The 25,948-nt window shown below is 59.8% G+C and carries 26 protein-coding genes and 1 tRNA gene; 7 read left to right on the top strand and 20 right to left on the bottom strand.

The annotated features are described in order from the left end of the window. The first annotated feature begins 15 nt into the window (after positions 1–15). From ACEN9P_RS09645 to ACEN9P_RS09635, 3 genes are read left to right on the top strand one after another with little or no spacing between them, the layout of a single operon-like run. Positions 16–462 carry a YybH family protein gene (locus tag ACEN9P_RS09645; RefSeq protein WP_477663699.1) on the top strand — a complete coding sequence of 149 codons (447 nt, stop codon included), beginning with the start codon at positions 16–18 and terminating at the stop codon, positions 460–462. A gap of 23 nt (positions 463–485) precedes the next feature. Then, positions 486–1,460, top strand: coding sequence for a YheT family hydrolase (locus ACEN9P_RS09640; RefSeq protein WP_495621824.1), 975 nt, complete (start codon positions 486–488; stop codon positions 1,458–1,460). Positions 1,461–1,481: 21 nt separating this feature from the next. Then, positions 1,482–2,051, top strand: a complete 570-nt coding sequence (locus ACEN9P_RS09635) for a DUF2946 family protein (RefSeq protein ID WP_477663701.1) — start codon at positions 1,482–1,484, stop codon at positions 2,049–2,051. A gap of 53 nt (positions 2,052–2,104) precedes the next feature. Here ACEN9P_RS09635 and ACEN9P_RS09630 read toward each other — a convergent pair whose 3' ends face one another. After that, positions 2,105–2,659 (bottom strand): c-type cytochrome, encoded by a 555-nt coding sequence (locus tag ACEN9P_RS09630; protein WP_477663702.1) that lies wholly within the window; start codon positions 2,657–2,659, stop codon positions 2,105–2,107. Positions 2,660–2,892: 233 nt separating this feature from the next. Between ACEN9P_RS09630 and ACEN9P_RS09625 the strand changes: the two genes are divergently transcribed. Continuing rightward, positions 2,893–2,968 (top strand) — tRNA-Arg (locus ACEN9P_RS09625). Between the two features lie 319 nt (positions 2,969–3,287). On the opposite strand, the gene ACEN9P_RS09620 is transcribed toward ACEN9P_RS09625, so the two are convergent. Continuing rightward, a complete protein-coding gene (locus ACEN9P_RS09620) occupies positions 3,288–4,283 on the bottom strand; it encodes a 4Fe-4S dicluster domain-containing protein (RefSeq protein WP_495621823.1) in 996 nt (331 codons plus the stop codon). A 258-nt stretch (positions 4,284–4,541) separates the two neighbouring features. Here ACEN9P_RS09620 and ACEN9P_RS09615 point away from each other — a divergent pair, with 258 nt between their 5' ends. From ACEN9P_RS09615 to ACEN9P_RS09605, 3 genes are read left to right on the top strand one after another with little or no spacing between them, the layout of a single operon-like run. Continuing rightward, entirely contained in the window at positions 4,542–5,753 is a 1,212-nt protein-coding gene (locus tag ACEN9P_RS09615; RefSeq protein WP_495621822.1) for a cytochrome P450, read from the top strand. Then, positions 5,750–7,393, top strand: a complete 1,644-nt coding sequence (locus tag ACEN9P_RS09610) for a B12-binding domain-containing radical SAM protein (RefSeq protein WP_495621821.1) — start codon at positions 5,750–5,752, stop codon at positions 7,391–7,393. The genes ACEN9P_RS09615 and ACEN9P_RS09610 overlap by 4 nt, the downstream gene beginning before the upstream one ends. Continuing rightward, a complete protein-coding gene (locus ACEN9P_RS09605; RefSeq protein WP_495621820.1) occupies positions 7,390–8,034 on the top strand; it encodes a phosphatase PAP2 family protein in 645 nt (214 codons plus the stop codon). The genes ACEN9P_RS09610 and ACEN9P_RS09605 overlap by 4 nt, the downstream gene beginning before the upstream one ends. Here ACEN9P_RS09605 and ACEN9P_RS09600 read toward each other — a convergent pair. The 18 genes from ACEN9P_RS09600 to ACEN9P_RS09515 form a co-directional block, all read right to left on the bottom strand. Further along, positions 8,004–8,600, bottom strand: coding sequence for a YybH family protein (locus tag ACEN9P_RS09600; RefSeq protein ID WP_495622159.1), 597 nt, complete (start codon positions 8,598–8,600; stop codon positions 8,004–8,006). The genes ACEN9P_RS09605 and ACEN9P_RS09600 overlap by 31 nt on opposite strands. A gap of 5 nt (positions 8,601–8,605) precedes the next feature. Further along, complete coding sequence (locus tag ACEN9P_RS09595) at positions 8,606–9,577, bottom strand: fatty acid desaturase family protein (RefSeq protein WP_495621819.1); 972 nt, start codon at positions 9,575–9,577, stop codon at positions 8,606–8,608. After that, positions 9,574–10,200: a nuclear transport factor 2 family protein gene (locus ACEN9P_RS09590; RefSeq protein WP_495621818.1), complete on the bottom strand. Its 627-nt coding sequence runs from the start codon at positions 10,198–10,200 to the stop codon at positions 9,574–9,576. Before ACEN9P_RS09590 ends, ACEN9P_RS09595 begins: the two co-directional genes overlap by 4 nt. A 40-nt stretch (positions 10,201–10,240) precedes the next feature. After that, on the bottom strand, positions 10,241–11,185 hold the full coding sequence (locus tag ACEN9P_RS09585; protein ID WP_495621817.1) for a hypothetical protein: 945 nt from the start codon (positions 11,183–11,185) through the stop codon (positions 10,241–10,243). A 3-nt stretch (positions 11,186–11,188) separates the two neighbouring features. After that, on the bottom strand, positions 11,189–12,013 hold the full coding sequence (locus ACEN9P_RS09580; protein WP_495621816.1) for a fatty acid desaturase family protein: 825 nt from the start codon (positions 12,011–12,013) through the stop codon (positions 11,189–11,191). Positions 12,014–12,015: 2 nt separating this feature from the next. Then, positions 12,016–14,772 carry an FG-GAP-like repeat-containing protein gene (locus ACEN9P_RS09575; protein WP_495621815.1) on the bottom strand — a complete coding sequence of 919 codons (2,757 nt, stop codon included), beginning with the start codon at positions 14,770–14,772 and terminating at the stop codon, positions 12,016–12,018. Between the two features lie 12 nt (positions 14,773–14,784). Continuing rightward, on the bottom strand, positions 14,785–15,894 hold the full coding sequence (locus ACEN9P_RS09570) for a hypothetical protein (RefSeq protein WP_495621814.1): 1,110 nt from the start codon (positions 15,892–15,894) through the stop codon (positions 14,785–14,787). Next, on the bottom strand, positions 15,891–17,330 hold the full coding sequence (locus ACEN9P_RS09565) for a GH3 family acyl-acid amido synthetase (RefSeq protein WP_495621813.1): 1,440 nt from the start codon (positions 17,328–17,330) through the stop codon (positions 15,891–15,893). Before ACEN9P_RS09565 ends, ACEN9P_RS09570 begins: the two co-directional genes overlap by 4 nt. Continuing rightward, positions 17,320–18,063, bottom strand: coding sequence for a hypothetical protein (locus ACEN9P_RS09560; protein WP_495621812.1), 744 nt, complete (start codon positions 18,061–18,063; stop codon positions 17,320–17,322). The genes ACEN9P_RS09565 and ACEN9P_RS09560 overlap by 11 nt, the downstream gene beginning before the upstream one ends. Next, positions 18,026–18,688 (bottom strand): hypothetical protein, encoded by a 663-nt coding sequence (locus ACEN9P_RS09555; protein WP_495621811.1) that lies wholly within the window; start codon positions 18,686–18,688, stop codon positions 18,026–18,028. Before ACEN9P_RS09555 ends, ACEN9P_RS09560 begins: the two co-directional genes overlap by 38 nt. Then, positions 18,669–19,745 (bottom strand): Rieske 2Fe-2S domain-containing protein, encoded by a 1,077-nt coding sequence (locus ACEN9P_RS09550; RefSeq protein ID WP_495621810.1) that lies wholly within the window; start codon positions 19,743–19,745, stop codon positions 18,669–18,671. The genes ACEN9P_RS09555 and ACEN9P_RS09550 overlap by 20 nt, the downstream gene beginning before the upstream one ends. 286 nt (positions 19,746–20,031) lie before the next feature. Beyond that, on the bottom strand, positions 20,032–20,271 hold the full coding sequence (locus ACEN9P_RS09545) for a helix-turn-helix transcriptional regulator (protein WP_495621809.1): 240 nt from the start codon (positions 20,269–20,271) through the stop codon (positions 20,032–20,034). A gap of 484 nt (positions 20,272–20,755) precedes the next feature. Beyond that, on the bottom strand, positions 20,756–21,763 hold the full coding sequence (locus tag ACEN9P_RS09540; protein ID WP_495621808.1) for a FecR domain-containing protein: 1,008 nt from the start codon (positions 21,761–21,763) through the stop codon (positions 20,756–20,758). Positions 21,764–22,058: 295 nt separating this feature from the next. After that, a complete protein-coding gene (locus ACEN9P_RS09535) occupies positions 22,059–22,868 on the bottom strand; it encodes a sugar phosphate isomerase/epimerase family protein (protein ID WP_477663703.1) in 810 nt (269 codons plus the stop codon). Between the two features lie 4 nt (positions 22,869–22,872). Further along, the gene (locus tag ACEN9P_RS09530; protein ID WP_495621807.1) at positions 22,873–23,667 is read right to left on the bottom strand and encodes an amino acid ABC transporter ATP-binding protein; all 795 of its coding nucleotides are present in this window, start codon (positions 23,665–23,667) and stop codon (positions 22,873–22,875) included. Between the two features lie 21 nt (positions 23,668–23,688). Then, a complete protein-coding gene (locus ACEN9P_RS09525) occupies positions 23,689–24,522 on the bottom strand; it encodes a transporter substrate-binding domain-containing protein (protein WP_477663705.1) in 834 nt (277 codons plus the stop codon). 51 nt (positions 24,523–24,573) lie between these two features. Further along, positions 24,574–25,221: an amino acid ABC transporter permease gene (locus ACEN9P_RS09520; RefSeq protein ID WP_477663732.1), complete on the bottom strand. Its 648-nt coding sequence runs from the start codon at positions 25,219–25,221 to the stop codon at positions 24,574–24,576. Between the two features lie 10 nt (positions 25,222–25,231). Further along, complete coding sequence (locus ACEN9P_RS09515; RefSeq protein WP_477663706.1) at positions 25,232–25,900, bottom strand: amino acid ABC transporter permease; 669 nt, start codon at positions 25,898–25,900, stop codon at positions 25,232–25,234. Positions 25,901–25,948: the final 48 nt, after the last annotated feature.

Here is a 25,948-nt window from a genome sequence, read left to right as displayed (position 1 = left end):
TTTTTGATCGTCCCCATGCCCAAACCCAAAGTCCCGCCCGCCAGCAGCGGCAACGCCGATGACATCGAGGCGGCGTTTTACGACGCGCTGCAAACCGGCGACATTGAAAAACTCATGGCCTGCTGGGGCGACGAGGACGACATCGTCTGCGTGCATCCCGGGGGCGCCCGCCTCGTGGGGCCGGCGGCCATACGCGCGACCTTCGATGCGATGTTCTCCAACGGCACCATACGCGCGCAGCCTATCAAGGTGCGCAAGGTGGAGGCCATGAGCGCCAGCGTGCACAGCGTGCTCGAGCGCATCGAGGTGCTGACCGAAGAAGGCCCGCGCCACGCCTACGTCATCGCCACCAACGTCTATCACAAGACCGCGCAGGGTTGGCGCATGGTGGCCCACCATGCCAGTCCCGGCACGCCGCGCGAAATGCAGGAAGTGTCGGAAACGCCCACCGTTCTCCATTGATCCGGCTGCGCATGGAACCCGCCATGAACTATGCCGCGCCCTGGTGGCTCCCGGGCGGCAACCTGCAAACCATCTGGGCCGCGCTGCAATCGCGCCGCTTCCTCGGCCCGCAGCCGGTGTTTCGCCGCGAGCGCTGGACCACGCCGGATGAGGATTTTGTCGATGTCGACTGGCTGGTCACGAACGACGCGACTCCGGAACCCAAACCCTTACTGGTGGTGTTCCATGGCCTGGAGGGCTCCTCGGCCAGCCACTACGCCGAAGCGCTGGCCGATGCAGCGCGCCAGCGCGGCTGGGCCTGCGCGATTCCGCATTTCCGCGGCTGCTCGGGCGAGATCAACCTCGCGCCGCGCGCCTACCACTCGGGCGACTTCGCCGAGATCGACTGGATACTGCGGCGCTTCGCGGAACAGCGCGGCGGGCCGGTGATGGCCGTCGGCATCTCGCTGGGCGGCAACGCGCTGATGCGCTGGGCCGGCGAGATGGGTGCCGAGGCCCGGCAGGTGGTGGCCGGCATCGCCTCAGTGTGCTCGCCGCTGGACCTTGCCGCCAGCGGCTGGGCCATAGGCCGGGGCTTTAACCGCCTGGTCTATACCCGCATGTTCCTCAAGACCATGGTGCCCAAGGCCTTGCAAAAGCTCGAGCAGCACCCCGGGCTCTTCGACCGCGAGCGGCTGCTGGCTGCGCGCGACCTTTATGCATTTGACGACGTCTTCACCGCACCGCTGCACGGCTTCAAGAACGCCGACGACTACTGGTCGCGGGCCTCGGCCAAGCCGCACCTGCACCGGATTGCCGTCCCCGCGCTGGCCCTGAACGCGCTCAATGATCCCTTTGTGCCGGCGTCCAGCCTGCCGCAGGCCTCGGAGGCGGGCCCGCACGTCACGCTGTGGCAACCGGCCCAAGGCGGCCACGTGGGCTTTCCCTCGGCGCCCTTCCCGGGCCATGTGCGCGCCATGCCTGACGCCGTCACCGCCTTTCTGGCGGCGCAGTTATAGCTCCGCGCGCAGAATAGGCTTATGGACGACATAGTTCGGCAGGCGATTGCCAAATGGCCCAATGTGCCCGACTGCTACGGCTGGCTCGGGCTGGACGCGCGCGGCAACTGGTATATGCGCGACGACAGGGCCCAGGCCGCCGGGCCTTTTAGCGGTGTCCCGGGTGCGGACCCCGCGCGCAACAAGGCCGCCAAGGGCTCGCTGCTCAAGCACGACAAGCTGATCGACTTCATCCAGCGCAATTACGAAAGCGACGCCGGCGGCCGCTGGTTCTTCCAGAACGGCCCGCAGCGCGTCTATGTGGAGCTCGAAGCCACGCCGCTGGTCTGGCGCGTGGGCCCGGCGCCGTCCTTCGCCGTCACCGCGCACACCGGCGCGGCCGCGCGCGCGCAGCGCTGCATTCTGGATGAAGCCGGGCGGCTTTACCTGGAAACCGACCTGGGTTTTGGCCTGGTCCACACCCAGGACATGACGCATGCCGCCGATGCGGTGGAGCAGGGCCTGTGGGTACCCGAGGACTACAAGGCCCGCGACCTGCCGGCGCGCTTTGCTTATGTGCGCAGCCCGCAGGCGCAGCAGCAGCAAAAGTAGCGGCCATGAAAAAAGCCGGTCGAAACCGGCTTTTTGGGAAACTGCGTGAGGGCTTACTTGGCCGCGCTGGCGGCCGCTTCGGGCGCGGACGCTGCCGCGGCAGGCGCCTTGGGTTCGGCAAACTTGCCGCCGGCGGCTGTCGTCATGTAGACCACGGCCTTGCCGATCTCGATGTCTTCAAAGTCGCCGCCGCCTTGTGCGCCCATGGCGCCCTTGCCCTTGAGGGCCGAATGCCAGAGCGTGTCGAAGCCGGTCTTGATGCGGGGGCCCCAGGCGCCCGCGTCGCCGAACTTGGGTGCGCCGGCGGCGCCCGTGCCGTGGCAGGTCACGCACTGGGCTTTGTAGACTTCTTCGCCGGATTTGAGCGGGCGGTTCGCATCACGGATTTCAACCGAACCGATTTTCTGGATGCGTTGTGCGACGGTTTTGGCGTCTTCGTTGGCGCCGGCGGCCGGCTTGTTGGCCGAGGCGACGTAATAAACCAGGCCGATGATGGCGAAAACGGGGACGACAAAAGAGAAAAAAACCGCTGCCAGCAGCTGCTGGGGCGTCTTGATCGGGCCAGTGTGGGCTTCTTCGTGGGCCGTGGTGTGGTCGTTTGCGCTCATGGCGTCCTCAAAAAACTAAAAATCGGGGGGCTATCGCGTATTGGTGGCGCGCCTGTACAGCGCTTGCTCAGCAACCTCGCATTATAGCTGGGGCTCTTGCCGGGCCCGGGGAGTGCCGCGGCCGGCTGGTAGAATCGGACACGCTGCGCGGCGTGAATCGCCCGCGCGGCGCAAATGCCCCGATTTCGCGCCTTCCCCGGCCGCGAATTCCGGCGCAAACCGTTTCCAGCGTTGCGGCTGTAGCTCAGTGGATAGAGTATTGGCCTCCGAAGCCAAGGGTCGTGGGTTCGATCCCCGCCAGCCGCACCAATTGCCATCGCCGTGCCGCAGGACTGTCCCTGGAAGCATAACTGTGCCGTTTCGGCACGCTTAGGCTTCATTTTCGGCCGGCACGGTTATGCTTTCGAGCAATCGACAGCGGCCTCGGGTCAGACTTCAGCGGAATTCAACGGCCCGTTGGCGCTCGGCAGGCGCAGTACTGGTTTTGGCCGTGTCGCTGATCACCTGCAGCACGGTTATGCTTCCAAAGGCGGCACGGTTACGTGGGTCAGTTTTGGGTGGAATTACGGTCATGAGGTTCTTTTGAATGGTACGGGCTCGCAGCCGTCGGACGCAGCCAGCATTTTCGTTATCGCGGACTGCTACTTTCCACAAGAGGCTTCGATGGACGGCGTGCCGCCATCTTTTCGACCAGATTCAATGCCACGCCAGGCCTGCTCCATGGACACGTGACAACACAAATGCCGCAACCCATGGTTTCATTGAAATAGGGAAGGCACTTGTCAAAGTCGACATACCACTTTTGCGCGCCGCGGACCAGCTGTTTTGACGCGAAGATGGCATCTGGCGGGCAGGCGTCAACGCAGACACGGCAATTCACACAAAAGTCATCGGCGCCAAAGGTGTCCGATCGATCCGCCACCAGCGGAATATCGGTCAATACGCAGGCCAGCCGAAAGCTGGAACCAAATTGCCGGTTGATGATGGAGCCATGTTTACCAAGTTCGCCAAAACCGCATGCCAACGCGGGTGGAATTAGAACCAGGGGACCGGCCATGGGTCCACCGTGCGGTTGAGCCTCGTGACCATGTTCGCGAATGAGAGAAGCAATGCCCTTGGCGATGCGACTTCCGCGACCGTACTGGCGCACCACCTCTGCCGCGGCATGTGAAGCAGGAGCCGTCTTCATCGCATCAAATGAATGGGCTACGCCGATCATGATGATCCAACGCTGCGTGACCGTATGGCCCTCGAAAATCCACTCCTCCCGCATCGGCGTGATGCCAAACAGGTCAGCGCCTAGTTCTGTGGCGGCTTGCTGTAGCTTGGCGACCCATTCCCAATCCTGTAACGCCACGGTCTGCTGAGCCAGAGGCGCCAATGGGGTATCCAGAATCGCCTGGCGTTGCGCTCTGGCGCTGGCCAGCACGGGGTTGTCTGCGCTGCGCGCATAGAACCACCGTTGCAGGGGGCCGTGCGGCGTGCTGTTCGGGTCGTGCCAATAGATGGGGCGGGGGCGCTCGGCAGTTGCTTCACCCAGACCATTGATGGTATTGCCAGACACCGTGGGCCACAACGCCATTTGTGCAGGATCAGGGGTGAATGTGTGTTTCGCTTTCGACATGCTTTTGATTCTCCCTCCTTGAAGCAAATATCTCCCGTGCTCAGGGCTGCGTCACCATGGGACAAACCCATGGATACAGAATCAAGCTGCCCGTAGAATGCGCAAACCTTGGTTCTTCACGATAACACTTATTTTGCGGGTTCGCGACATGCATAAGGACACTATCTGAACGCCGACCTGTTCGGCCCGCTTGGAAACGCCCTGGCGTGGTTGCGCTCACCCTACGCGCTGCTGGATCGTTCGCTGGAGCGCGGAGAATTGACACTGCGTCTGCGCCTCCCCGTGATGGGCGATTGTCTGGTCACTGGCGATCCAACACTGGTTGCCGAGATCACGAAGAATCGCGATCTCATAGGTGGTCGCGGGACCGAGGCCTTGCGACCGGTCGTCGGCCAACACAGCCTGATAGCCATTGAAGGCGAGCGCCACCAGTCGCACCGCAAGGCCCTATTGCCGCATTTCTTCTACGGAGACCTGTCGCGCTACGACACACTCACGCGCAAATGGGCTTGCCAGGCATTGCAAGAGATATCGCAAGGCCAGACATTCGAGGGCAGTCGCTTGGTCAGCACCATCACGCTCAATGCCATGGTGGAAATCCTCTTTGGTGCATTGAACACCGAACAACACCAGGCAATGGTGTCGCACATCCAAACCTGGCTGGCATCGTTTCGCAATCCGGCCATTCTGTTTTTGAAGCCCTTGCATGTGAATCTGGGCGCCTGGTCGGGCTGGGGCCGTTTTTTGATCAACCGAGAAAAGGTGCACACCTTTATCCGAGAGCAAATGACCCGCAAGGCAGCCTACGCCGTCGACGGTGGTGTATTGGGCGCGCTATTGCGTGCCCGCATGGCAGGCGACCATGCACTGACGGATGACGAAATCATCTCCGAGACCGTGACTTTTCTGCTATTCGGCCACGACACCAGCGCTGAGGCCATGGGCTGGGTCTTTCACCATCTGTGGAACCATGCCGACGCCTTGGCCGCGGTGCAGAACGAGGTCAGCACCCTGACCAACGCCCATGCAGAAGTACTGCCGGAAAACTTGCCGTTGCTGCAGTCGGCGATTCAGGAAAGTTTGCGGCTGTGTCCGGTCGTGGTTCACTTGACCAGGCACGCTACAGCCAACACGGCGGTCGGCGAGCACGTCGTGCACGCTGGCACCAGGGTCTTGCCATGTCAGTATTTGGCGCATCGCAACCCGGCAGTCTTTGAGCAAGCTACGCAATACCAACCGACACGGTTTCTCAACCCCAAGCCAGAATGGCGCCATGCCTATTTTCCATTCGGTCTGGGTCAAAGGTTGTGCGCGGGCATGCCCATGGCCCAACGGCAAATGACTTTGATTGCGGCCACGCTGTTGACACACAGCCAAATGGAGACGGTAGAGCCGGAAAAAGTCAGACCGGTGCGAAAAATGGTTCTCATCGTGCCCTCGGGTGGGCCCACGCTGCGCAGGGTGCGATGATGCAAAAAGTATTGGTTGTGACTGGTGGCCTGCTCAATGAGAAGGAAACTTCTGTGCTGCGCGCCTTGCGCAAGCAGTCGCTGCAATGGCGCGCAGCACAGGCCGCTTGGTTGGATTTGAAAATCAAGCTGGTGATGGCCGAGCCCATGATCGCTGGTCAAGTCGAGCGCCTGCTCGGCAGGCGACGTCTGTCGCCTTTGGTTCGCGAATATTTCGCCAACACGGAAAATCTGTCAGCGCCGGAACTGACCGAGGTGGTGTTGCTGACCCTGTTGGCGCAAGAAGGCATGGCCTATGGCGCCGTCACTGTTGATGAGATATTTGCCAATACAGAACAGGCAAGATCCTTGTTGGCAGAATGCTGTTGTGTCTTTCTATCGGCGACGCTATTGCGCGATTTGAGCGAGGTAGAGCCACTGGTCAAACGCCTCAAGCGTGCGCACAATCGGGTGGTCATCGGCGGCGCTCTGGGTGGCACCTTGGTGCACGATTGGGCCGGCATGCCGGAAGTCGACATTTTGGCGGTAGGCTATGGCGAAATGCTGGTGCCGACCCTGGTACGCTATATCCGCTCAGGCTTTGCGACACTGGTGGCACCGGTATCGGGTAGTGTGGAGACGCGCGCAAGCACCCATATTTTGCGCAGCGGCGTACCCAATGGCAGCGACCTGGACTTTCTACCCACCCCGGACTGGGCACAAGCCGAACGAGACCACGGTAGAAAATTCCCCATGGTCTATTACGAAAGCGTACGCGGCTGCCCGTACCGCTGCAACTTTTGCAATTATCCCTATTTGTTCGATGACACACGGTTTCGCTACAAAAGTGCCAAAAAAATCGCTGATGACTGGCAACGCTATCGCGAGGAAACTGGTGCGCAATATGTGACCTGCCTGGACTCGCTGTTCACCATGCCCAGGCGTCGGCTGGTTGAACTCTGCGGTGAACTGGTGAAACGCCAGCTTGGACTCAAATGGATCTGCTATGCCCGCGCCGACGATCTGGCCCACCCGGAGATTGCCGCCATGATGAAAGAGGCCGGCGCGCACCAAGTGCAAATTGGTGTGGAATCGGGCGACCAAGGTTTGCTCGACAACATGGACAAGCAGTGCACGGTGGAGGCCAATCACCAAGCATTGGTCAATTGTCGAGCTGTGGGATTAACAAGTGTGGTTTCACTGATTGTCGGCTTCCCGGGCGAAACGCGAAAGACCATGGACACCACGTTGGCGTTTCTGGCCGCCACGCCGCCCGATTTCTATTTTTTGGCCACCTTTAGCACACGTGTTGCCGGGGTTCCGATTCTCAGCAGTTTCAACCGTGACCGCTTCCATTTACGCACGGATAGCAACCCCCACACCGTAGCGCCCTATTGGGAGCATGCGACGATGTCGGCCGCAGACGTGGGCAACCATGTACGCCATCTGCATCAACGCATCATGGCCGAGAAAATTTCACTGAATGCGCCACTCTTCTATGCCGGTCTGTTGGGGTATAGACCCGAGCAGCGTAGCGACTTGCTGGATTTTCAGCACCGCGTTGCAACGCAACATCCTGTGGTTACACGATCGATGAACCTCGCCAATGCCTGGCTGGACCGGCATTTGCGTCGTGACATGGCGCGTTGGCGCGCACAATGAAGAAGATCGGCTTTGGCTGGCCGGACAGGGCAGCCGCTCTGTTATATGTGCGCCTGTTGGTGCAATTGAGTGTGTTGTTTGTACTGGTCTATGGCGGCTGCAATTGGCTGTCAGCAAGGCGCGAAACGACGTGGGGAATGTACACGCAGTGGGAACTGGCCATCCCATTTATTCCGTCCATGGTCTTCGTTTACTTCTCCATTTCGGCGCTGTTCTGGCTTCCGATGTTCTGCCTGAGCCCAGCACAAATGCGCGCCTTAGCCCGAGTATTTGCGCTGGCCACCATCATCGGCGGCATCTGTTTCTTGCTGATACCTGGCCACTTGGGGCACACCCGCCCGACGACCGTTCCCGACTTTGCCGCAGTCTATGCAGCGATGTACCAATTGGACCTCAGCCACAACCTGGTGCCGTCCTTGCACATTGCGTACAGCAGTCTGATTGTGTGGGTTATCGCCAGTGCCTTGGCCGGCTGCGCACAGGGTCGACTTTGGGCCCTGCTACTGCAGGGTTGGTTGGCGTTGATTGTGGCCTCCGTGTTGCTGGTGCATCAACATCATCTTCTGGACGTGCTGGCAGGCCTGGCGCTGGGCCGCTACTGCTACAACCGCTATCTGAATCTAACCCGCCAGCGCAAGTAAAGAACACCGGTCAACAGTCCGCACACCAAGCCTATGCCAGAGGCAACGATGACACTAAAGCGCGCAGCGTTGAGCAAGGGGTTGTCAAACAGATTGAAGGAGAAATGCAGGCTGGCTATTCTCCACTCCCCATCCTGGCGCACCAAGGTTGCGGACCATGATGTCACGATGGCTAGCCGCATGCCGCCCTGGAACTCGTACGCATCATCAGACGTTCCGTGGGCCATGGCCACCGCACCATGGATCAGTGGTGGTCCGTCCTGTATCACCCGAGTGTGCATGCCTGTCAGAACTGGCCCCGCTGCGCCCAGCATCCTGTTCACATAGGCGTCCACTGCGGCTTTGCCGACCAGCGTCTCGCCGTTCTTGGACAGCATGACGATACCGTCGGTGGCGTGGCGCAACAGGCGCTGCATATCCCGGGTATTGGTGGCTTCTTCGATTTCATGCAACAAGGCATGGATACGCGCAACGTCGGGCGCCTGGTCTTCTGGCACGGCCGATGCGCCGGTACTGCCCAGGAAGGCTAGCAGTACCATGCAAACCCACGAACGGGCGAACGCCATGCCGATCAAACTGGTGTCTGGTACATGCTGTGGGGAACAGCCGTAGTATTCGGCAGACGCTCGGGCGAGGGCTCACGCGTCGGCACGGGCCCTCCCCACATGCGCGCATACTGCCGCCAAAAACCAACGGGCGCCACGCTGCGCCGGCCTTCTTCTGCCAAAGCTGTCCACGGCAACCACGGTTTTTGGTGGTGCACCAGGTCCCAATTGCCTTTGAGCAACAGCCACGACATCGGCGCGCTGACACGCAGATTCAAGGCCCCGTTGACGACGTCGCGCGGTGTGAAGGCATGGGTCACGTACTGTCTTGTTGACCAGTTGAAAGCGAAACAGGCGTACATCAACAAGACGCTCTGCCATTTCAAACCCAACAACCCGAACATCGCAACCCAGAATCCTATCAGCAGCAACACCTCGACGCGAATACGACCCACTCCCTTTTTCTGAAAATCGTCGAACAGCACGGCCGTGGTCCGCGCCTTGCGAAAGGGTGCGGTCTTGAGCAGCGCCGGCCAAGTGGCCAGGATGACCATGCCCACCGGAATGGTGGGCCAAAAAAACCCCGTGAGCAGCCCGTACCATTGGCCTAGTTTAAGGAACATGTTGTCGCCCGGGTAGTACAGGTCAAACATCTCATGGTCTGTGCGGTTGCAGCAGTGGTGCACCGTGTGGGTCACCTTGATCATGGAAAAGGGTATTGGAAACAGAAAGGCAGTGACAACGCCCAGCCATTGGTTGCAACGGGCATTGGGATGCAAGTTGTCGTGCGTGGCTTCGTGAATCAGCGCGTAATTGGTGAGCAACACAAACGAAAAAGCGATGCCCAACAGCAGCGTTATTTCCAGGTTTACCCGTGATCCCAGCCATAGCAACGACAACGCCACGGCATAGACGGTGACGATGATCGCCAGGTTCATCCATGGCCGGATCGCCACTTTGTCAGCGTTGTTCACGCGGAACTGCGGCATCGCATTCATTTCTTGCGTGTCAGCCGCAGCCCAAGCCAAGCCAGCAGCAGACCGGCCGCAAAGGCAGCGACACCGGCAATCCAGATCAATCGCTCGGCACTGTTGAGCAGCGCGTTGTCAAACAGGTTGGTTGAAAAATGCAGTGCCGCCACTTTCCACTGCCCATCGGTCTTGGTGACCGTCGTACTCCAGGCCGCCTTCAACTGAAAACTTAATCCATCCGACAGCTCATAGGTATCGATGGTGGTTCCATACGCCACCGCACTGTCGGCGTAAAACACGGCGGGCCCACCCAAGGTCGCCTTGGTGCTGAATTTCTTCACGATAGGGGATCCGCCCTTGAGCATGCGGTTGTAGTACGCGCGAATTTGCTCGGGGCCACGTGACACTTCGGCGTTTTGCCAGGTCACTACCGCGTCCGGCTGCATCTGTTTGATGGCAGCCTCCACGTCCAAATTGCTGATGGCTTTTTCCATCTGGTCCAGCAGCGTTCGCAATTGCAGCCGGTCTTCGACCCTGCCCGCACTGGGATCGAGCACTGGCGCTGTCGCAGCCCAGGTGTACCCACAGGACGCCAGCAGCGCACCCAGCAAAAAGTTGCGGGTCAGTTTCCCAATGCCAATTTGCCGCATAGTGTTCTCCTGTTGGAAGATGGTGAACTATAACGAACGATCACTGCCGTCGCAAAAAACCGAAAAAGCGGTACAACAACGGGGCCACCAATGGGCTGCGAAAGAAATGGTCACATCCCCACACAGGATAGCAGGGACCGTGCTCCAGCATGGAATTGCGGCACAGCACCATGCCATCGTTGGGACCCAACTGGCTGATCGCCTGATAGCGGCCAATCAAGGAAGTCTGTATGTGGGCCCCCAAGGGTACGGCGGAAAAATTGAACACTTGCATGCTCTTGGGCAGTTGAATGGGCACTTGCCAATACGGGTGGTCGGTGCGCATTTCTCGCAGCAACTCCGGGCCATTGCCAAACAGGCGGCAAATAAACCAGTATTTGAGGCGACGCCATGCTGTTGCGGTGTCGTAGTCGGCGATTTCACAGCCGCCGGCAATGCCACAGGCGTTCACCCAGCCACTCAACCGGTCAATGACCGGATGGTCCGGATGACGTTGCAGGAAGAGTCGAAAATCCGCGGTGCCCTTGCTGACCGTAAAAATCCACAGGTTGCGAGCCGTTTCGCGACTGAGTGCCTCGGCAATGATCTGCGCATTCACCGTGCTGGACGCAACACTGCGAATGGGCAGCGTTTCAACGGCAAAGCCACAGTGGCGCGCAATATCGGCCACCAACTTGGCGTCGGCACCGGTTTCCGGAAAATGGCCATGGAACAGAGCGGGAATGATCAGGACCTTGGCATCCAATGGCGGATGTGATGTGCGAACCGGCTCGGCGTTCACGGCATCAATAAATGGGCGGTGCTGTGCCGATGCGTGCAGCGCCTGGTACAACACCATGGTCGCGTAATCAAGGCCCTGCACGCGCGCCAAGTGGCACAGCTCTTGTTCGGTGGGCAAGCGACCAGCCAGTTCGGCAACGGTTGGCGCGACGTGGGTGGCCAATTGAACGTCGTCAACCGGAGCGGAGATGTACAGCTTGCCCATGCATCAACGCACGCCGACGCGTGACCAACCAAAATGCCACAGGTAGACAACAATCGAGGCATGCGTCAGGTCATTGCCAGGCAGTCGCTGCGCAAGCGTGGCATGCAGGGCCGGCAGTTGGCTCCAATGCAGTGCGGGCTGGTAGTGGTGTGCACTGTGAAAACCATTGTTGAAAAACATCCAGTTCCCCCATTTTCCGGTGAAATTTCGGGACTCTCCCAGCACGGAGCCTGGATCGCAACCATCGTGTTGCAGCAAATTCACACCCACCAACAGCGCCAGGCCCAGCAGCCAGGGCACAACGTTGTAGGCCAAAAATATCTGCCAGTCATGCAGGCACGCCAACGCCACGACGATGGCCAAAACAAGCTTTTCCAGTATCAGGCTGGCACGCATGGACTTCGGTAAACGTGGGGCATCTGCACGTTGGCGCTGAATCATCATGTTGCCGCTTGCCACGACGACGTAGCGTAACAAACGCCACCATCCCAGCCCCTGGCCTGCGAGTCGTGGACTAATCCAATCGTCTTCGGCACCGGCTTGCACATGGTGGTTCAGGTTATGCGGAACGATGACGCCGCTGGCACTGTGTCCACGCGCAAGACTCAAGGCCAGGTTGAAGCAAATATTCCACCTGCGATCCGTGAACACGGGCTGGTGCATGTGGTTGTGGTTGATGATGCTGGCAATAAAACAGGCCAGACTGGCGCACGCAATCCACGGCACAGCCAGGCCCGGTGTTGGCAGCCACGTGTGCGGCAACCCCAACAGCAGCAACGCCACCGTGACAAATGCCAGGCTACGAACATCGGCACGGTGCTTGAGCATGCTCACTTCTTCTGTCCGACCGCGGCAAGCGTGTCTTGCGCAGCAATTTTCAGCGCATGGTATCGCCCGGGCTCAAGCGTCAGTTTTTGTGGCGTGGGGGCACCGCACCAATGAATCGAAAGGTTGACGACGCCACGGTAATCACCCAGGCCAAATAACAGGCGTCTATCACCTTGTGCTGAAAAACCGTTGGCGGCCAATACTTCACGCCATTGCTTATGCAGCGTGCCCTGGGAGGTGTATTCAATATCCACACGGGTGCCAATGGCGTCGCGGTTGCAGCTATGGCCATCACCTGCCAGTGACAGGCCAATCCAGGATTTTGGCGCCGCGCCTGCAATGGGTTGGTTGCGGTAAATGGATACCGGCGCGAACTGGTGGGTCACCAGCACGTCCAGTCTGCCACGGTTGTCGAGATCGACCAGCGCAATGCCACGCGAATTTCCCTGCTTGCCCCAGCCCACGCGTTGGGCGACGTCGACAAAGTAGCGCCCACGGTTCAACTCCACCCGGTTGCGCTCAAACGGAAAAATACAGCGGCCGCGCAGGTCGGCCCAGCGGTCCGCATAGCCATGTACGTCGGGCCGCGTCAAGGCAATTTTGTCGTTCCAGTACCAGTAGTCAGGGCAGTCGGGGTAGATCTTGTCGTAGGCGTTGTCGACCATGCCATTGGCTTGCAAGATATCGACCCGACCATCCAGGTCCACATCGCCGGCAGCCGCGCCCCAGCCAAAACGCTTTTCGTTGAGCATGTTCTTTTGCATGGCCTGGTCGACCCAACTGGACGCTGTGTCACCTTTGCCGCTATTCATCCACAGCAGGCTGCCTTCGGCCTGCAATTTTTCATGAACATTGGACACGTAAATACCAGGCCGACCGCTACCATCAAAATCGGCTACGGACACGTTCATGCCTTTGTAGGTGTCCCGGCCAATCTCTCCGGCGACGTTACCCTTGACCATGGCAAACGTGCCGTCGCGTTGGTTGATCAACAATTGGTCTGGTCCAAAGTCGTTGGCCGCATACAGGTCCGGCCAGCCATCCCCATTGAGGTCAGCCGCGCCTATGGCCGTGGTCCAGCGCTTTTCACCGGCCAGCCCCAAGGCCTGTGCATCGGCCTTTTCGAATCGCCCACCTTGGTTGCGAAACAGGATTATGCCGCCGCCGTTGTTGGCGCTGTGCCAATTGCGGTGCATGAAATTGAACATCCGTCGGTCCCCGGGGTACTCGGGCTGCGGCAGCTTGAAAATATTGAACGGTGTTGGCTTGGCATAGTCCGGCAACAGGGGGTTCAATGCATTGCCAATCACCACATCGAGTTTGCCCGAATGCCCAAAGTCGGCCACATTTGCGGCAACGCTGATGCCGTAGTCACCAAGCCCCATCGCATCGCTGACATCGACAAAGGATAAGCGTCCATCTTCGACCAGGCGGTTTCGCAGCAGGCGTACCTTGCCATAGCCCACCAGTATCAGCAAGTCCTGATCGCCGTCATTGTCGTAGTCAAAGAAGATGGCCCCCGACGGCAGGCCGTGAATCTCAGGGTGGTCGAAGATGCCATCCAATGCAGGTATGGCGACGCGCTCAAACTGGTAGTTGCCAAGGTTGCGGTACAGCGCCGCCCGGTCGCGCCCATCCTTGAGCGGATAGGTCAGAAAAATATCCTGCAAGCCATCGTTGTCGACGTCCGCCACCGCCACCGCATCGCCCACCGACAGCACCCATTTTGCAATATGGGCTATGCGCGGGTCCACTGAATGCAGCACCTGCCCCGGCCGGGAGCTGATGCCAACCTGCTCGGCAATGATTTCCTTGAATTCAAAATCCGGCAAAAAATCGCTGTCTGTGGCCAACAGGCCGTGAACGCCCAGCCAGGCAGCCGCCCCCATGCAGCCGACCATCGCCCAGCGTCTGTAGCTGAATGCCAACCGAACGCGCAAGGCGCCGACCCCATCGCGAATGGCCTGGCCGTGCGTCCACAGCAATCGCAGGCTTGCGCACAAAAACGCCGCATAGAAAAGTGTCGACAAGGTCTCGCGCAAATGCAGAAGAAAATCGACTGTAACAATGCAAAATGCCAGCAGCACCTGGCCGCGCCGCGTGGCAGGTGAAGTCTGTGGGTCCGTCACCATGAAAAAGGTGAATAGATAAAAAGGTGGCGAGGTCAGGGTTCCCAGAAACCAGGTTTCCATCGGCATATGCCAACGCGTGAACCAAGCACGCACGCACAGGCTGATGGCGTAGAACAGCAGGAACGAGCCAATCAGGGCAAAGCGTTGGATCCGAAACACAAAAAATAGTGCCAGCGTGACGATGAAGGCCGCAATAGCGTAGGAGCCGCCCCATTGATAGGCGGGTGAGTCGCTGATCAAGCCGTCGGTCAGTAACAAGCTGGCGACCACACCAAACAAGGCTGGGTTGTACAGATGGCGACCACGCCAGGTGAACACATACTTGGACGAGATCGCAAAAAAAGCCGGCATTGCTGCCAGCCATAGACCGTGCGCATAGTTGACCAGAATACTCAGCCCCAACCCAGTGATTAGCGCACTGAACGGGAACAACGGTGGTTCTTGAGGGCGAAAAATGCGGTGGAAAACCATGTCAAGTAGAACCGCCGCAGCAACCGTGGTGCAAACTTGCAGTGGACTGCGGTTAAAGCCCAGCACCGTCATGCCCAACAGCACATAGGTCCCCAAAATAGCAGCCACCGCAAGCCGTGGGTCGCGCCAATCAGGTACACGCAGCCAAGTTTTCATTGCAGCTTCCGTTCAGGCAAGCGCCATGTCCACATACGGAACCCTGGCGTCCAAAGCCATGATTTCCGTTGCGGCCTGCGGATAGCGCACGACGTAGAGACGACCCGCGGCTGCAATAGCGCGGTAGCCATCGAGAACCTCAAGCAACGGATCACGTTCATGCAGTCCTATGATCGCATAGTGCCAGGGCCCGGTGCGCAATGCACGATACGCATGGCGCAACAGGCTAGCAAACAATGCGCTGTCATCTTCTGCCACTGCAACGCAGGAGAAGTACAAATAGGGCACTCTGTCGCCGGTCGCTGGCAAAGGTTTCAACGGCGTGAGCGCACTCAACACGTTGTACAGCGGGCGCAGCGCACGCAGACCGGGCGAGTAGCGCTCAATATGCGTTTGACGAATGTCCACTTGGTCCCAGGCGGCCAATGCGGCCACGATCTTCGGGCCACGGCGGGCGATGAAGAAGTTAGAAAACGACAGATTCCGAAGACGACCCCCGGCTAGAAAGTCGGCCACCGCATAGCACGGTGCCAACTGTCTGCGCGCCATCTGCTGATTCAAAAAGGTCACAATGTCGTCGCCTTGCGCGTCGCTGCCGCGGCTGAATTCAACGCCAGGGACCTGTAAGACCCGTTTTGGCAGATCGAGGTGGAGTGCTGGCGTCAAAATTGCACCACTGTCGGTGTAGTCCGGCAATCCTGCGCGCGCACCTACTAGATTGCGTGTGGCTGCGTCGTTGCCGGCAAAGATGATCGAATAGTAGAAAGGCAATGGATCGACTTCATGCAAAGTTTGCAAAAAACGGTAGCCACGCGCCAGCAGCGTCCCGCGCCTGTACTCTGGCGCACCCCGCAGGTCACTCAGGTAGCCGATCTGGCACGCCGCGCCATTGACGAAGGCCATGGTCTTCAGTCGTGCGCCCATCCCGATGATGCGTCCGCTGGACAGCTCGGTGCATTTGATCACCTGTGCAAGGCTGCCCTGCAAGCTGCAACCAGCGAAGTAGGACGGTTCGCGGCGAAAGCTCACGGCAATGTCACCTTCCATCCAGTCTGCAGCCATGCGCGCACGCAGTTGTGCGTCGTCATCGGGCGTTGCCAGCGCGAAGGCAAAGCGGCTCATGGCCGGTACCAATCATCGTCGGGTCCTAGCGCGGGCAGCTTGATATCGCCGAGACGCTGGCCACGTGCCAACCCGCGTGCAAGCCAGCGCGCAAGTGGTTGGTGGATACCAACCGGTGTCAGAGCCACCAATTGCCCCAGATTGCGCGCGTAGGCATATTGGGGATTGGCACACAGCGCTTGCTCAACCTGGTGCGCCAATGCCACGGCCGTCTGCTCCGGCACCTCATCGACATCGAACAACAATGCGTATCCTGGCGTATTGCCCAGCGCGCAAACCGGGCGCAGCATCGCGAACCGCAAGGCCAGCGGCGCCAATGCCCGGGCCACGAACTCATCAACCAGCTTTTCGCCACACAAGTCACTCGATGTGTCGCCGCGGCCAATGAACTCAATCATCGGCGTACCCCCGGCAAAGCCCGGAATTCTGACGCGGTCACCCAGCACATAGCGGTACAGGCCAGACGCGGTGCTCATCACCAACGTATAGTCGGCATCTTTCTCGACCTCGTGCGCGCGCAGCGCGCGGCCGCTCGCGTCGAGAAACTCCCAGAAGCCTGACTCTATTGCCAGCACCGGAAATTCAAAGCCCACCAGCGGAATCGAGACCAGCCCCTCGGTCGCCAGTAAGCCCTTGCCTTGCACAACGACGCCCGGAAACAAGTCTTGCAATGCCTGGGCTTGCGGCCGCGCGCTGGCCTGATCCCAGCAACTGATGACTTTCAGCTGGGGCCACAATGTTCTGTAGTCCAGCCCGGACCCCGCCAGGCGCAGCAACTCAGACAAAAAGGTCGGGCTCCAAACGGAAATCATGGTCAATTCCCTGCAGGCCATGAGATGCTCAACCGTCGCAGCCACCCATTGCGTAAAGTCAGCAATCGCACCGACTGTGGGCGGCACCGCCAGCGCGTCCAGCACCAGGGGTGCCAGTTCGGCGCCAAAATAGGCAGCGTCACTGGCCAGGCCCACCGGTACGCCCCCAGGGGTCGCTCGAGGGGCGCGGCAGGCCGGTGAAATGGCCCAGTAGAACTTTCCCTGCCCGAGGGCTGGGTACGACGCCAACAAATCATCCAGCCAAGGTAACAAACCTTTGCGGAACGATGCCAGACCATCTTCTGTATAGGGCACCAACTTGGCGCCCCCGGAGCTGCCACCGGTTTCCTCAAATACCAGAACCGGGGCACTGGTCAAGACCGTTCGCTCTCCCTTTGCGACACGGTCCACCCAGGGTGCCAGATCGTCCCAATTTGAAATTGGCACATTCTGCGCGTACTGACGGTAGTTCCCAATAGTCCCGAATTGGTGCAGCAAACCCCAGGCCGACTGTGCGTTGTTCGCCACCAGTGTGGCAAGTTGGCGTGCTTGAACGGCCGCGGGATCATCCAGCAGATAACGAAATCGCGCAGCGTGACCCGCTACCGCTTGGCTAATGGACATCCAGTTGCGTCAGCGGGCGGGCCAGACCTGCTACAAAAGCGCGCCGTGCCAGTGAGCGCAGATTGCCGGCTTCAAGTTTGGTCAGACAGGCCAGTTCATCCCCTTGGTCGTAGTGCGGATTGCGCTCCAGAAAAAACTGGATTTCGGGTCGTTGGCGCAAGCCTTCACGAATCCCAGCCCACTGCGGCTTCAAATGTCCGTGGGGAGACTGAAACCGAATCAGGCCAGACGCGGCGTCGTAGGCATTGCGAAATTTATGCCGTGCAATGGTATCCAACCGGGATTGCATCGCGTGCGGTGTCGGGGCCGTGTAACTGGGGTAGTAGTCACGCGCAAACAAACTCAGATAGCGATAGGTGCGATAGCCTTTGGATATCAAAAACCAGTACAGTGGGTCAATGGGAAATGTGGCTTTGACGCGCCCGGCAAACTCACAAAACGCCAGCGACAACGCCTGTTCACCCCAACTGGCCTGGTCAATGATGGTGTCACCGGAAAAAACTACCATCTGACGCACTCCGTCCGATTCCAGGCGCAGTAGTTCCAGCGTGGAAAACCCCTGCAGTCCAGTGTCGCCATGCAGTTCAATGACATGGCTTTTGCCAGCCATATCCTGCGCGAAAAGACGGTCATCGGTTTGCGCGTAATACACACGGTAGAGTGCATACATCGCAGCCACGTCCCGCGCGTTGAGTTCACACCGCTTGCGGATTGTCGCTTTGAGTTTTGTCATGAAGCCAACGAGGCACGAACCAGAATAGATAGGCAATCAGCAGTAGATTGACCGTTGTGGTGACGCCCAGCACCAGCGTATGCTGGCCATTATCCGGCACAAAATAGATGGCATGGTTGCCCTGCGTATGGAAGTTTGCCCGCATGTACCAAGCGTAATACATTTCCGGCAAAAACATCAGACCTGTCACCATGGCATGCAAACCCAGGCGGCGTGTCGACGTCGGCTGATGCTGCCTTTCCCGGCCATACATTGATAAGGCCATTGCGCCCATCACCACAAGACAGATCACATCGTGGGCGATACCATACAGCGGCGACCAATTGTTATAAACATATAGCATCAAGCCTTCAATCACGCCGCGCGCCGCCATGAGACCCAGCAGCCAGGCAAACGGCAGCCGACATGCGTTGACCGTTTTTCCGTCCATCAGTATCAAGGCTGGCAACAGCAACCAGAACAGAATCGCAAGCGCCAGCCAAACGGCCTTTGATAAAGCGATTTCCCCTCCGATCAAGCCGGTGTGATTTTGCATGAGGTAGAAGCCCACGGTCAGCCCCGCGAGCAGTAGCAACACAACGCACACGGCCAGTCGTAGCGCCGATTCAGAGGAAAATTTCAACATCGCGTTCTGTTGCTTCCTGGGGTACTGGTTCACCACGGGACAGCGCGTGACGCCAGGCAACAATGTGGGGGCCGAGCAGATCTGCAGGGGTGCTACAAAATTCAGCTTTCCCAAAGCGCTGAATGTTTTGCGCCTGCAAGCGCAACATTTTGACATCCTGCCGAATGATCAAACGTGACAAGGGCTCAAAGAATAAGCGAACGACGAAACCAATCTTCTTATAGCGAAAACTGATGACGGTCGTAACCTGGGTCGCATTCGAATGGATGGGCGTACAAGAAGAGGTGATGGTGTAGCGCAGGCCACCCGGGAATGCATAGTCCACCTGACTGGTGTTGGGCGCAATGAAGCGATCGGTATGGCGCATGTTGCCTCGGGCAGGCGCCAGCGCCCACCAAACCAGGCTCTTTTCCCGTGGCTCTTCAAAATATTCCGCCTCCGCCCCGTCCGCCAATGTCCGCACCACGCACTTGACGGGTTTCGCCGTCGGGGAACGAAACCAGTAGCGGTGCACAAACGTTGCATGGGGACAATCTAGAAAATTCTCCAGACAAGCCTCGACGCCCCCTTCAAACCGGGTGTGCATGACAAAGCTGGTCCAACCAGGCTCCTTGTAATGGGGAAATAGAGGTGCACCGGCCCTTGGTGCGGGTTGTATCGCATTGGGCAACCAGACCCAGACAAAGCCCTGCTTCTCTTCAACGACGTAGTGAGCAACCCGAACGTGTGCTACTACAGCAGTTGTCGGCAATGCAGGTATGCGTGCCAACTCACCTTGCGCTGTGTACTCCCACCCGTGGTACGCGCAGCGCAGGCGCCCGTCACACACCTTGCCGGCGGACAAGGGTGCGTTGCGGTGTGCGCAGCGGTCGTCGAGCGCAGCGGGTTGGCCTTGGTCATCCCGAAAAAACACCAGTGAGTGACCGGCAATCCTTAAGCCCAGTGGCGAGCGCTTCAATTCGAAAGATCGGCAGGCGATATACCAGCCGGCTGGCGTAGCCGGGGTCGCAGCGTTTGATAGGCACGTTGGCTGGTCGGGATGGAGCTCAGACAGCATGCACGCTGAATCGAAAATGGCCCAAGTATGGGAAAGTCAACTTCATTAGAACAAGTATGGCACGAGTTTTAGGCATGCAAACGGCTTTAGGCTTCCCACATTCCATGCTAGACCATCGAAGGGAAGATGCCTATACAGACCTATGGTGTGCTGTCCATAGCTTCGAGGGCGTTGCAGTGCTGTCGCTAGCCGAAAACTGGAGGGGCAGTATTCAATTAGCGCCGACAGCCGAGAGGACCGACTCATAGAATACCGCTTCCGCCCCATATCTGAGACGTCTAGGAAGCTAGTCTATTTTCGACGATTTAATGTCCGCTATGGGGCGACGGGTTTCTATCGCGTTGCCAGGTTGTTCATCTGATTTTGGCTTGCGGATGCCCGTCACCCCCAAGCCGTAACCCAACACGTTAGCCAAGCGTTCGGCGCGCGTGAGACTTAGATTGGCTCGCTTCCCGGTTTCAAGCTCGTTGATCGTTGCACGCGATAAGCCTGCCAATTCTCCAAGACGTTCCTGGCTGAGACTCATTTCGGATCTCTAGCATTTCACGACATGAGAGAGTTCACTGAGAATGACCATGTCTCTACCTTAGCGGCCAATCTTCAATTTGTCGAATAAATTCGACTTTCGAATGACTAGTATGTTAGAAATATAGCGGTTTACGTTAGCGATAGCCCCTTATTTGCTGTGCAGCAAATAAGGGTTGCCATCGGCGACAGCTTTGGCAGAGTCTCAGGCGATCAGGGACGATTGCGCGATTCGGCCACTCGCGGCACGGCTATGCTTCCAAGCGACCGACAGCGGTTTCGGGTCAGACTTCAGCGGAATTCAACACCCTCGATGGAAGGGTTGGGCGTCGCAGCGGTGGACTCGCATTTCATGATGAGGCCGCCTCTTGCAGCGCCCGGAGTTGTGCCAAGGATTCCTGCGCCCGTTCGACTGGAACAAATATGTGGTCACATGCGGGGACTTCCCTAAGGTCGCTAACTTGAGCGCAGCGATGTTCGCGTGATCATTTTGCGATTCGATGTTTTTCGCTGGCTCTGTCTCGTTGACCCGCCCGTTTTTGAGCTCGGCTTTCCTGCTGCTGTCGAATTTTTTCTTGCCGCTGTTCCCGCAAAGCCTGTCGTGCTGCCTGTTTGTCTTTCGATACCTCAGCGGCCTGAGATTGACCAGCGCTCTTTTCCGACTGCTTGAGGTCCGCCCGCCCCTGGCGAAGAGTTTGCTGACGCTGCCGGAACTGCTCGAAACGTTCGTTGGAGCGCAGTTTTCCACGTTCGCGCAAACGTTCTTCCATGCGCTGGCGAATATTTTGGGCATGGTTGTTTATCGCGTTTTCCTGTCGTGTACGCAGGCGTTCAAAAATGCCAGGGACGACTGCATGGCGCAAAGGTCGCGCTCCTGAACTTGGCGAATATGCGGCCGTGCCGGACGCAATGTTCACGACTCCGCTTTGGTTGCGCAAAGTGGTCGCGCCCTCGTTTACATGGTTATGGACCCCTGGCTCAAGGCCCGCCGCATCTCCAGCTTGTACCAGTACCACTTCGTGATCGGTGCCTCTGACCCCTATCGTTGCAGTGTTGGCGGTGATTCGATAACGCGGTGCGTCGAGCTTCCCGATCCACCCGGTCACCGATCGCAATGCGCCTCTGAGCAAGTCAATTGTCGCCGTGTCCGTGACATCACCGGTCACTACGTACTGGGCTATCCGAACGGTCGAGTTTGGTCGTATTGCGAGGTAGCCACCATCGTCAAACGCAACGTGGGCCTCAGAGTCATTCCTGGTTTCAATGAGGTCGCCTTGGAGCAGCTTGGCGCCTTTCACCATGCCTATTGGTTGCTGCCCGGCCCTCCGCAAAGTGACCTCACCCACCACCAAATCAGCACTGCCAATGCTTTGAGTAATGCCTGTTCCTCCTGAGCCCACTTGCGCGGACCCGTTGCGCCACCAGATCACCGTTGTCAACGATACGAAACTCGCCAGCATGCGCCGGCGGAGAAAAAGCGGGAACAGGTTCATAGGTGTAGTTCTGGTTTGATCTCAAGTGTTCGGCGCGTGTGAGACTTATATTGGCGAGAATCCCGTTTTCAATAACAAATATATTGGAAATCCAGTGGCTACGTTAGCGAATAGCCCCTTATTTGCTGTGCAGCAAACAAGGACTGCCATCGCCAATAGCGTTGGCAGAGTTTCAGGCGGCAGGGGTCGATTTGCGGCGAGCCCGCGCGCAGCCGTGGACGTGTGCGGGAACCTTTGGCAACAATCCGGCTACCGCGGCACGCTTATGCTTCCAGGGACAACTCAACCTGCGAAACTAACGAGACGGCCGCCAGGATTTCAGCAGCTCCCGCGACGCGGCGCAGGCCCGCGCGGCGCGCTGCGGCAGTCCCAGTTCCGGATGGGTCTTGCCGGCCGGCGCCTCCACCGATAAGGGGATATCAGCCGGCAAGGCATCCATGTAATCCTTTAGCGGCAGCTCGCCTTCGCCCGGGAACAGGCGTCCCTGGCGCGCTTCGTCGGTGACGCCGGCGTCGGTCGGGTCCTTGAGCGGCGCGTCGCACAGTTGTACCGAGCCGAGCAGGGCGGCCGGGATCTCGCGCAGCATGGCGGCCGACCCTCCGGAGCGGTACAGGTGCAGCATGTCCACCAGCAGCCTGCCGTTGGGCCGTGCCGCGCGCGTGACGATTTCCAGCGCCTGCGGCAGCGTGCCGACGATGCGAAAGCGCATGAACTCCAGGTCCACACCGAGGCCGACGCCGGCGGCAAGGTCGCACAGCACGCCGAAGTTGTCGGCCAGGCGGCCGAAGTCCGTGTCGTCGCCCGAGACGCTGAGGCGCCGTGCACCCAGCTCGGCGGCCAGCGCCACGGTGGCGGCGTAGTCGCCCACGCGCAACTGCGGCGCGACAGAGAGGAACTCCACGTCATGCACGCCGACGCCGGCATCGGCCAGGCGGCGGCGCCATTCGATGACCGTGGGCCGGCTCAGCGGATAACACAGGCCGCCGGGCACGGCGGGAAAGACGCGGATGCCGACCTTCTGGTAGCCGGCCTGGGCCGCGAGGTCGAAGAAGGCCGGCGGCGCCGCGTCCAGCACGGTGAGATGGGCAAGAGACAGTGGAATCATGGTGTTATTTGTGGAGGATCTGGCCGAGGAAGTCGCGCAGCCGTTCATGTTGTGGGTTGACAAAAAACGTCTCGGGCGGCCCCTGCTCGACGATCTCCCCGCGGTCCATGAACAGCACGCGGTCGGCGACGCTGCGCGCAAAACCCATCTCGTGCGTAACGCACAGCATGGTCATGCCTTCTTCGGCCAGCCCTATCATGGTGTCCAGCACTTCCTTGACCATCTCCGGGTCCAGCGCCGAGGTTGGCTCGTCGAAGAGCATGATCTTGGGCGTCATGCACAGCGCCCTGGCGATCGCCACGCGCTGCTGCTGGCCGCCCGAGAGCTGCGCCGGGTACCTCTTCGCGTGTTCGGGTATGCGCACGCGCGCCAGGTATTTCATCGCAATGGCTTCGGCCTCGGCCTTGCCGGTGCCGCGCACCTTCATGGGCGCGAGCATGCAGTTCTCCAGCACCGTGAGGTGCGGGAACAGGTTGAACTGCTGGAACACCATGCCAACCTCGGCGCGCACCGCGCTGACGTTCTTCGTGCCGGCGCCCAGGTCCATGCCGTCGACCACGATGCGGCCCTTCTGGAAGGGCTCCAGGCGGTTGATGCAGCGTATCGTTGTCGACTTGCCCGAGCCCGAAGGCCCGCAGATGACGATGCGCTCGCCCTTGCGCACCGTCAGGCTGACGTCGTTCAGCACCTGCGCCGCGCCGAACCACTTGCTGACGCCCTCCATCGCGATGATGGTTTCCTTGCCGGCGGCGCGCGGCACCGCGTGGTCCGGCGCGATGCCGGAATCCCTGGAGATCATGGTCCTCGCTCCGCTGTTCAACTACTTCGCCACCACGGCGGGCAAGGCGGCTTCGGTCTCGCCGGAGGCCGGCATGTCCGTGCGCATGTCCTGCCCAATCCATTTTTTGTAGAGCGAGCCCAGTTCGCCGCTGGCGATCTTGCGCGCGATGAAGCCGTTGATGTAGTCCGCCCATTCGCGCTCGCCCGGCCGCACGGCCGCGCCCTGGTAGCCGCGCGCCACCACGAGCTTGATGTCGTATTTGCCGGCACCGGCGATCTGCGCGATCGAGCCGAGCTGCGTGTGCGCCGCGCCGGCCAGGTCCACCTGGCCCGACAGCAGCGCCTGCACCGCCGCGGCATCGTCGTCAAAACGCTGCACGGTCGCGCCGGAGTTCGCCTTGGTCATGGCCGAATCCTGCACGCTGCCGCGCGGCACGCTGATGCGCAGGCCCTTGAGGTCGGCATAGCCCTTCATCGCCGGAAGCGATGTCTTGCCGATCAGCACGGTCTCCAGATAAGAGTAGGGGCGCGAGAACAGCACCACCTTCTGCCGGTCGGCCAGGATGGTGACGACCGCGGCCAGCACGTCCACCTGCCCGGTCAGCAGCGCCGCCGTGCGGTTGGCCACCGTCACCGGCGTGAACTCCGGCTTGACGCCGAGGTCCTTGGCGAGCATTTCCGCGAACTCGATGTCATAGCCGGTCAGCTTGTTGTCCTTGTCGCTGAAGCCCCAGGGAACCTGGGCGACCTGCGCGCCAACCTTGAGCACGCCGGACCTTTTGATGTCGGCCACTTTCTGCGCGTGCGCCAGGCCGGCCATGGTGAGCGCGACGGACAGGGCGATCAGGTTGCGGCGGGTGAATTGTCGAATCATGGTTTGTCTCCTCGAATGAATGCGGAAATCCGCGGGTCTTGCGTGATGGGATCAGCTTGCAACGGCAAAGCGCTTCTCCAGCCGCGCGCTGTAGCGCGACAAGGGAAAACAGATCGCGAAGTAACAGGCCGCCACCAGCCCGAAGGCGAGCAGCGGTTTGTAGGTGACGCTGGAGACGAGCTGGCCCGAGCGAGAGAGCTCGACGAAGCCGATGATGGCCGCGAGCGAGGTGCCCTTGATCAGCTGCACCAGGAAACCGACGGTGGGCGCAAACGACATGCGCAGCGCCTGCGGCAGCACGATGTGGCGCATGCGCGTCCAGTAGGAAAGGCCCAGCGCGTGCGCCGCTTCCGACTGCCCGCGCGGCACGGCCTGGATGCCGCCGCGCCAGATCTCGCCCAGGAAGGCACCCGCATGCAGCGTCAAGCCCACGGCTGCCGCGACCCAGACATTGACCTTGAAGCCGAACACCGGCAGGCCGTAAAACACCAGGAACAGCTGCAGCAGCATGGGCGTGCCCTGGAAGAAGTCGATGAACACCCCGGCCGCCACGCGCAAGGCCCTTACCGGTGCGGTGCGGGCGAGCGCCACACCCAGCCCGGCCAGGCCGCCGCCCAGGAAGGCGATGGCCGAGAGCTGCAGCGTGGCCCACAGGCCGCTGGCAATGACCCAGAATTCAGTGAGCGTGAAGTCGCGAATCATGGCGGCCTCACCGGGTGGGGTAAGAAAAGTAGAAGCGGTCTACCAGCTTGAAGACCGTCGAGAAAACCGTCGACATTGCCAGGTACAGCAAGGCGGCGACGATGTAGACCTCAAAGCTGCGGAAGGTGTCCGAGTCGATGTTCTGGGCCACCGAGGTCAGCTCCTCCGCGGAGATGGAGGAGACGATGCTGGTCGTCAGCAGCAGCATCACGAATTGCCCGGCCAGCGAAGGGTAGACCGTGCGCAGCGCAGGCTTGAAGATGATGTGGCGAAAAGTCTGCAAAGGGTTCAGGCCCAGCGCGGCGCCGGCCTCGAACTGGCCGCGCGGCACCGATTCAATGCCGGTGCGTATGATCTCCGCCGAAAAAGCACCCAGGTTCAGGCTCAGCGCCGCCACCGCCGCGGTGTTCGGCGTCAGGCTCAGGCCCAGCGAGGGCAGTCCGAAAAAGATGAACAGCACCTGCACCAGGAAAGGCGTGTTGCGGACGATCTCGATATAGCTTTGCGCAATCCAGCGCAGCGGCGCGGCCGCGGAGCGCTTGCCCAGAACGGCCAGCAGGCCTATGGCCATGCCAATCGCCACCGCGATCGCCGAAAGCCGCAGCGTCAGCCAGCAGCCCTGGGCGAATTGTTCCCAGTGCGGCAGCAGCACCGCGAAGTTGAAGCTGTAATTCATGTCTGTCGCTCTTGTCTCGTGAATAGGTTTTTTGGGGAACCGACATGG

The sequence above is a fragment of the Polaromonas sp. Polasp52 genome (assembly GCF_059491565.1).
The sequence above is the reverse complement of the archived record's forward strand: the minus strand, read 5'-3'. Positions and strand labels throughout refer to the sequence as shown.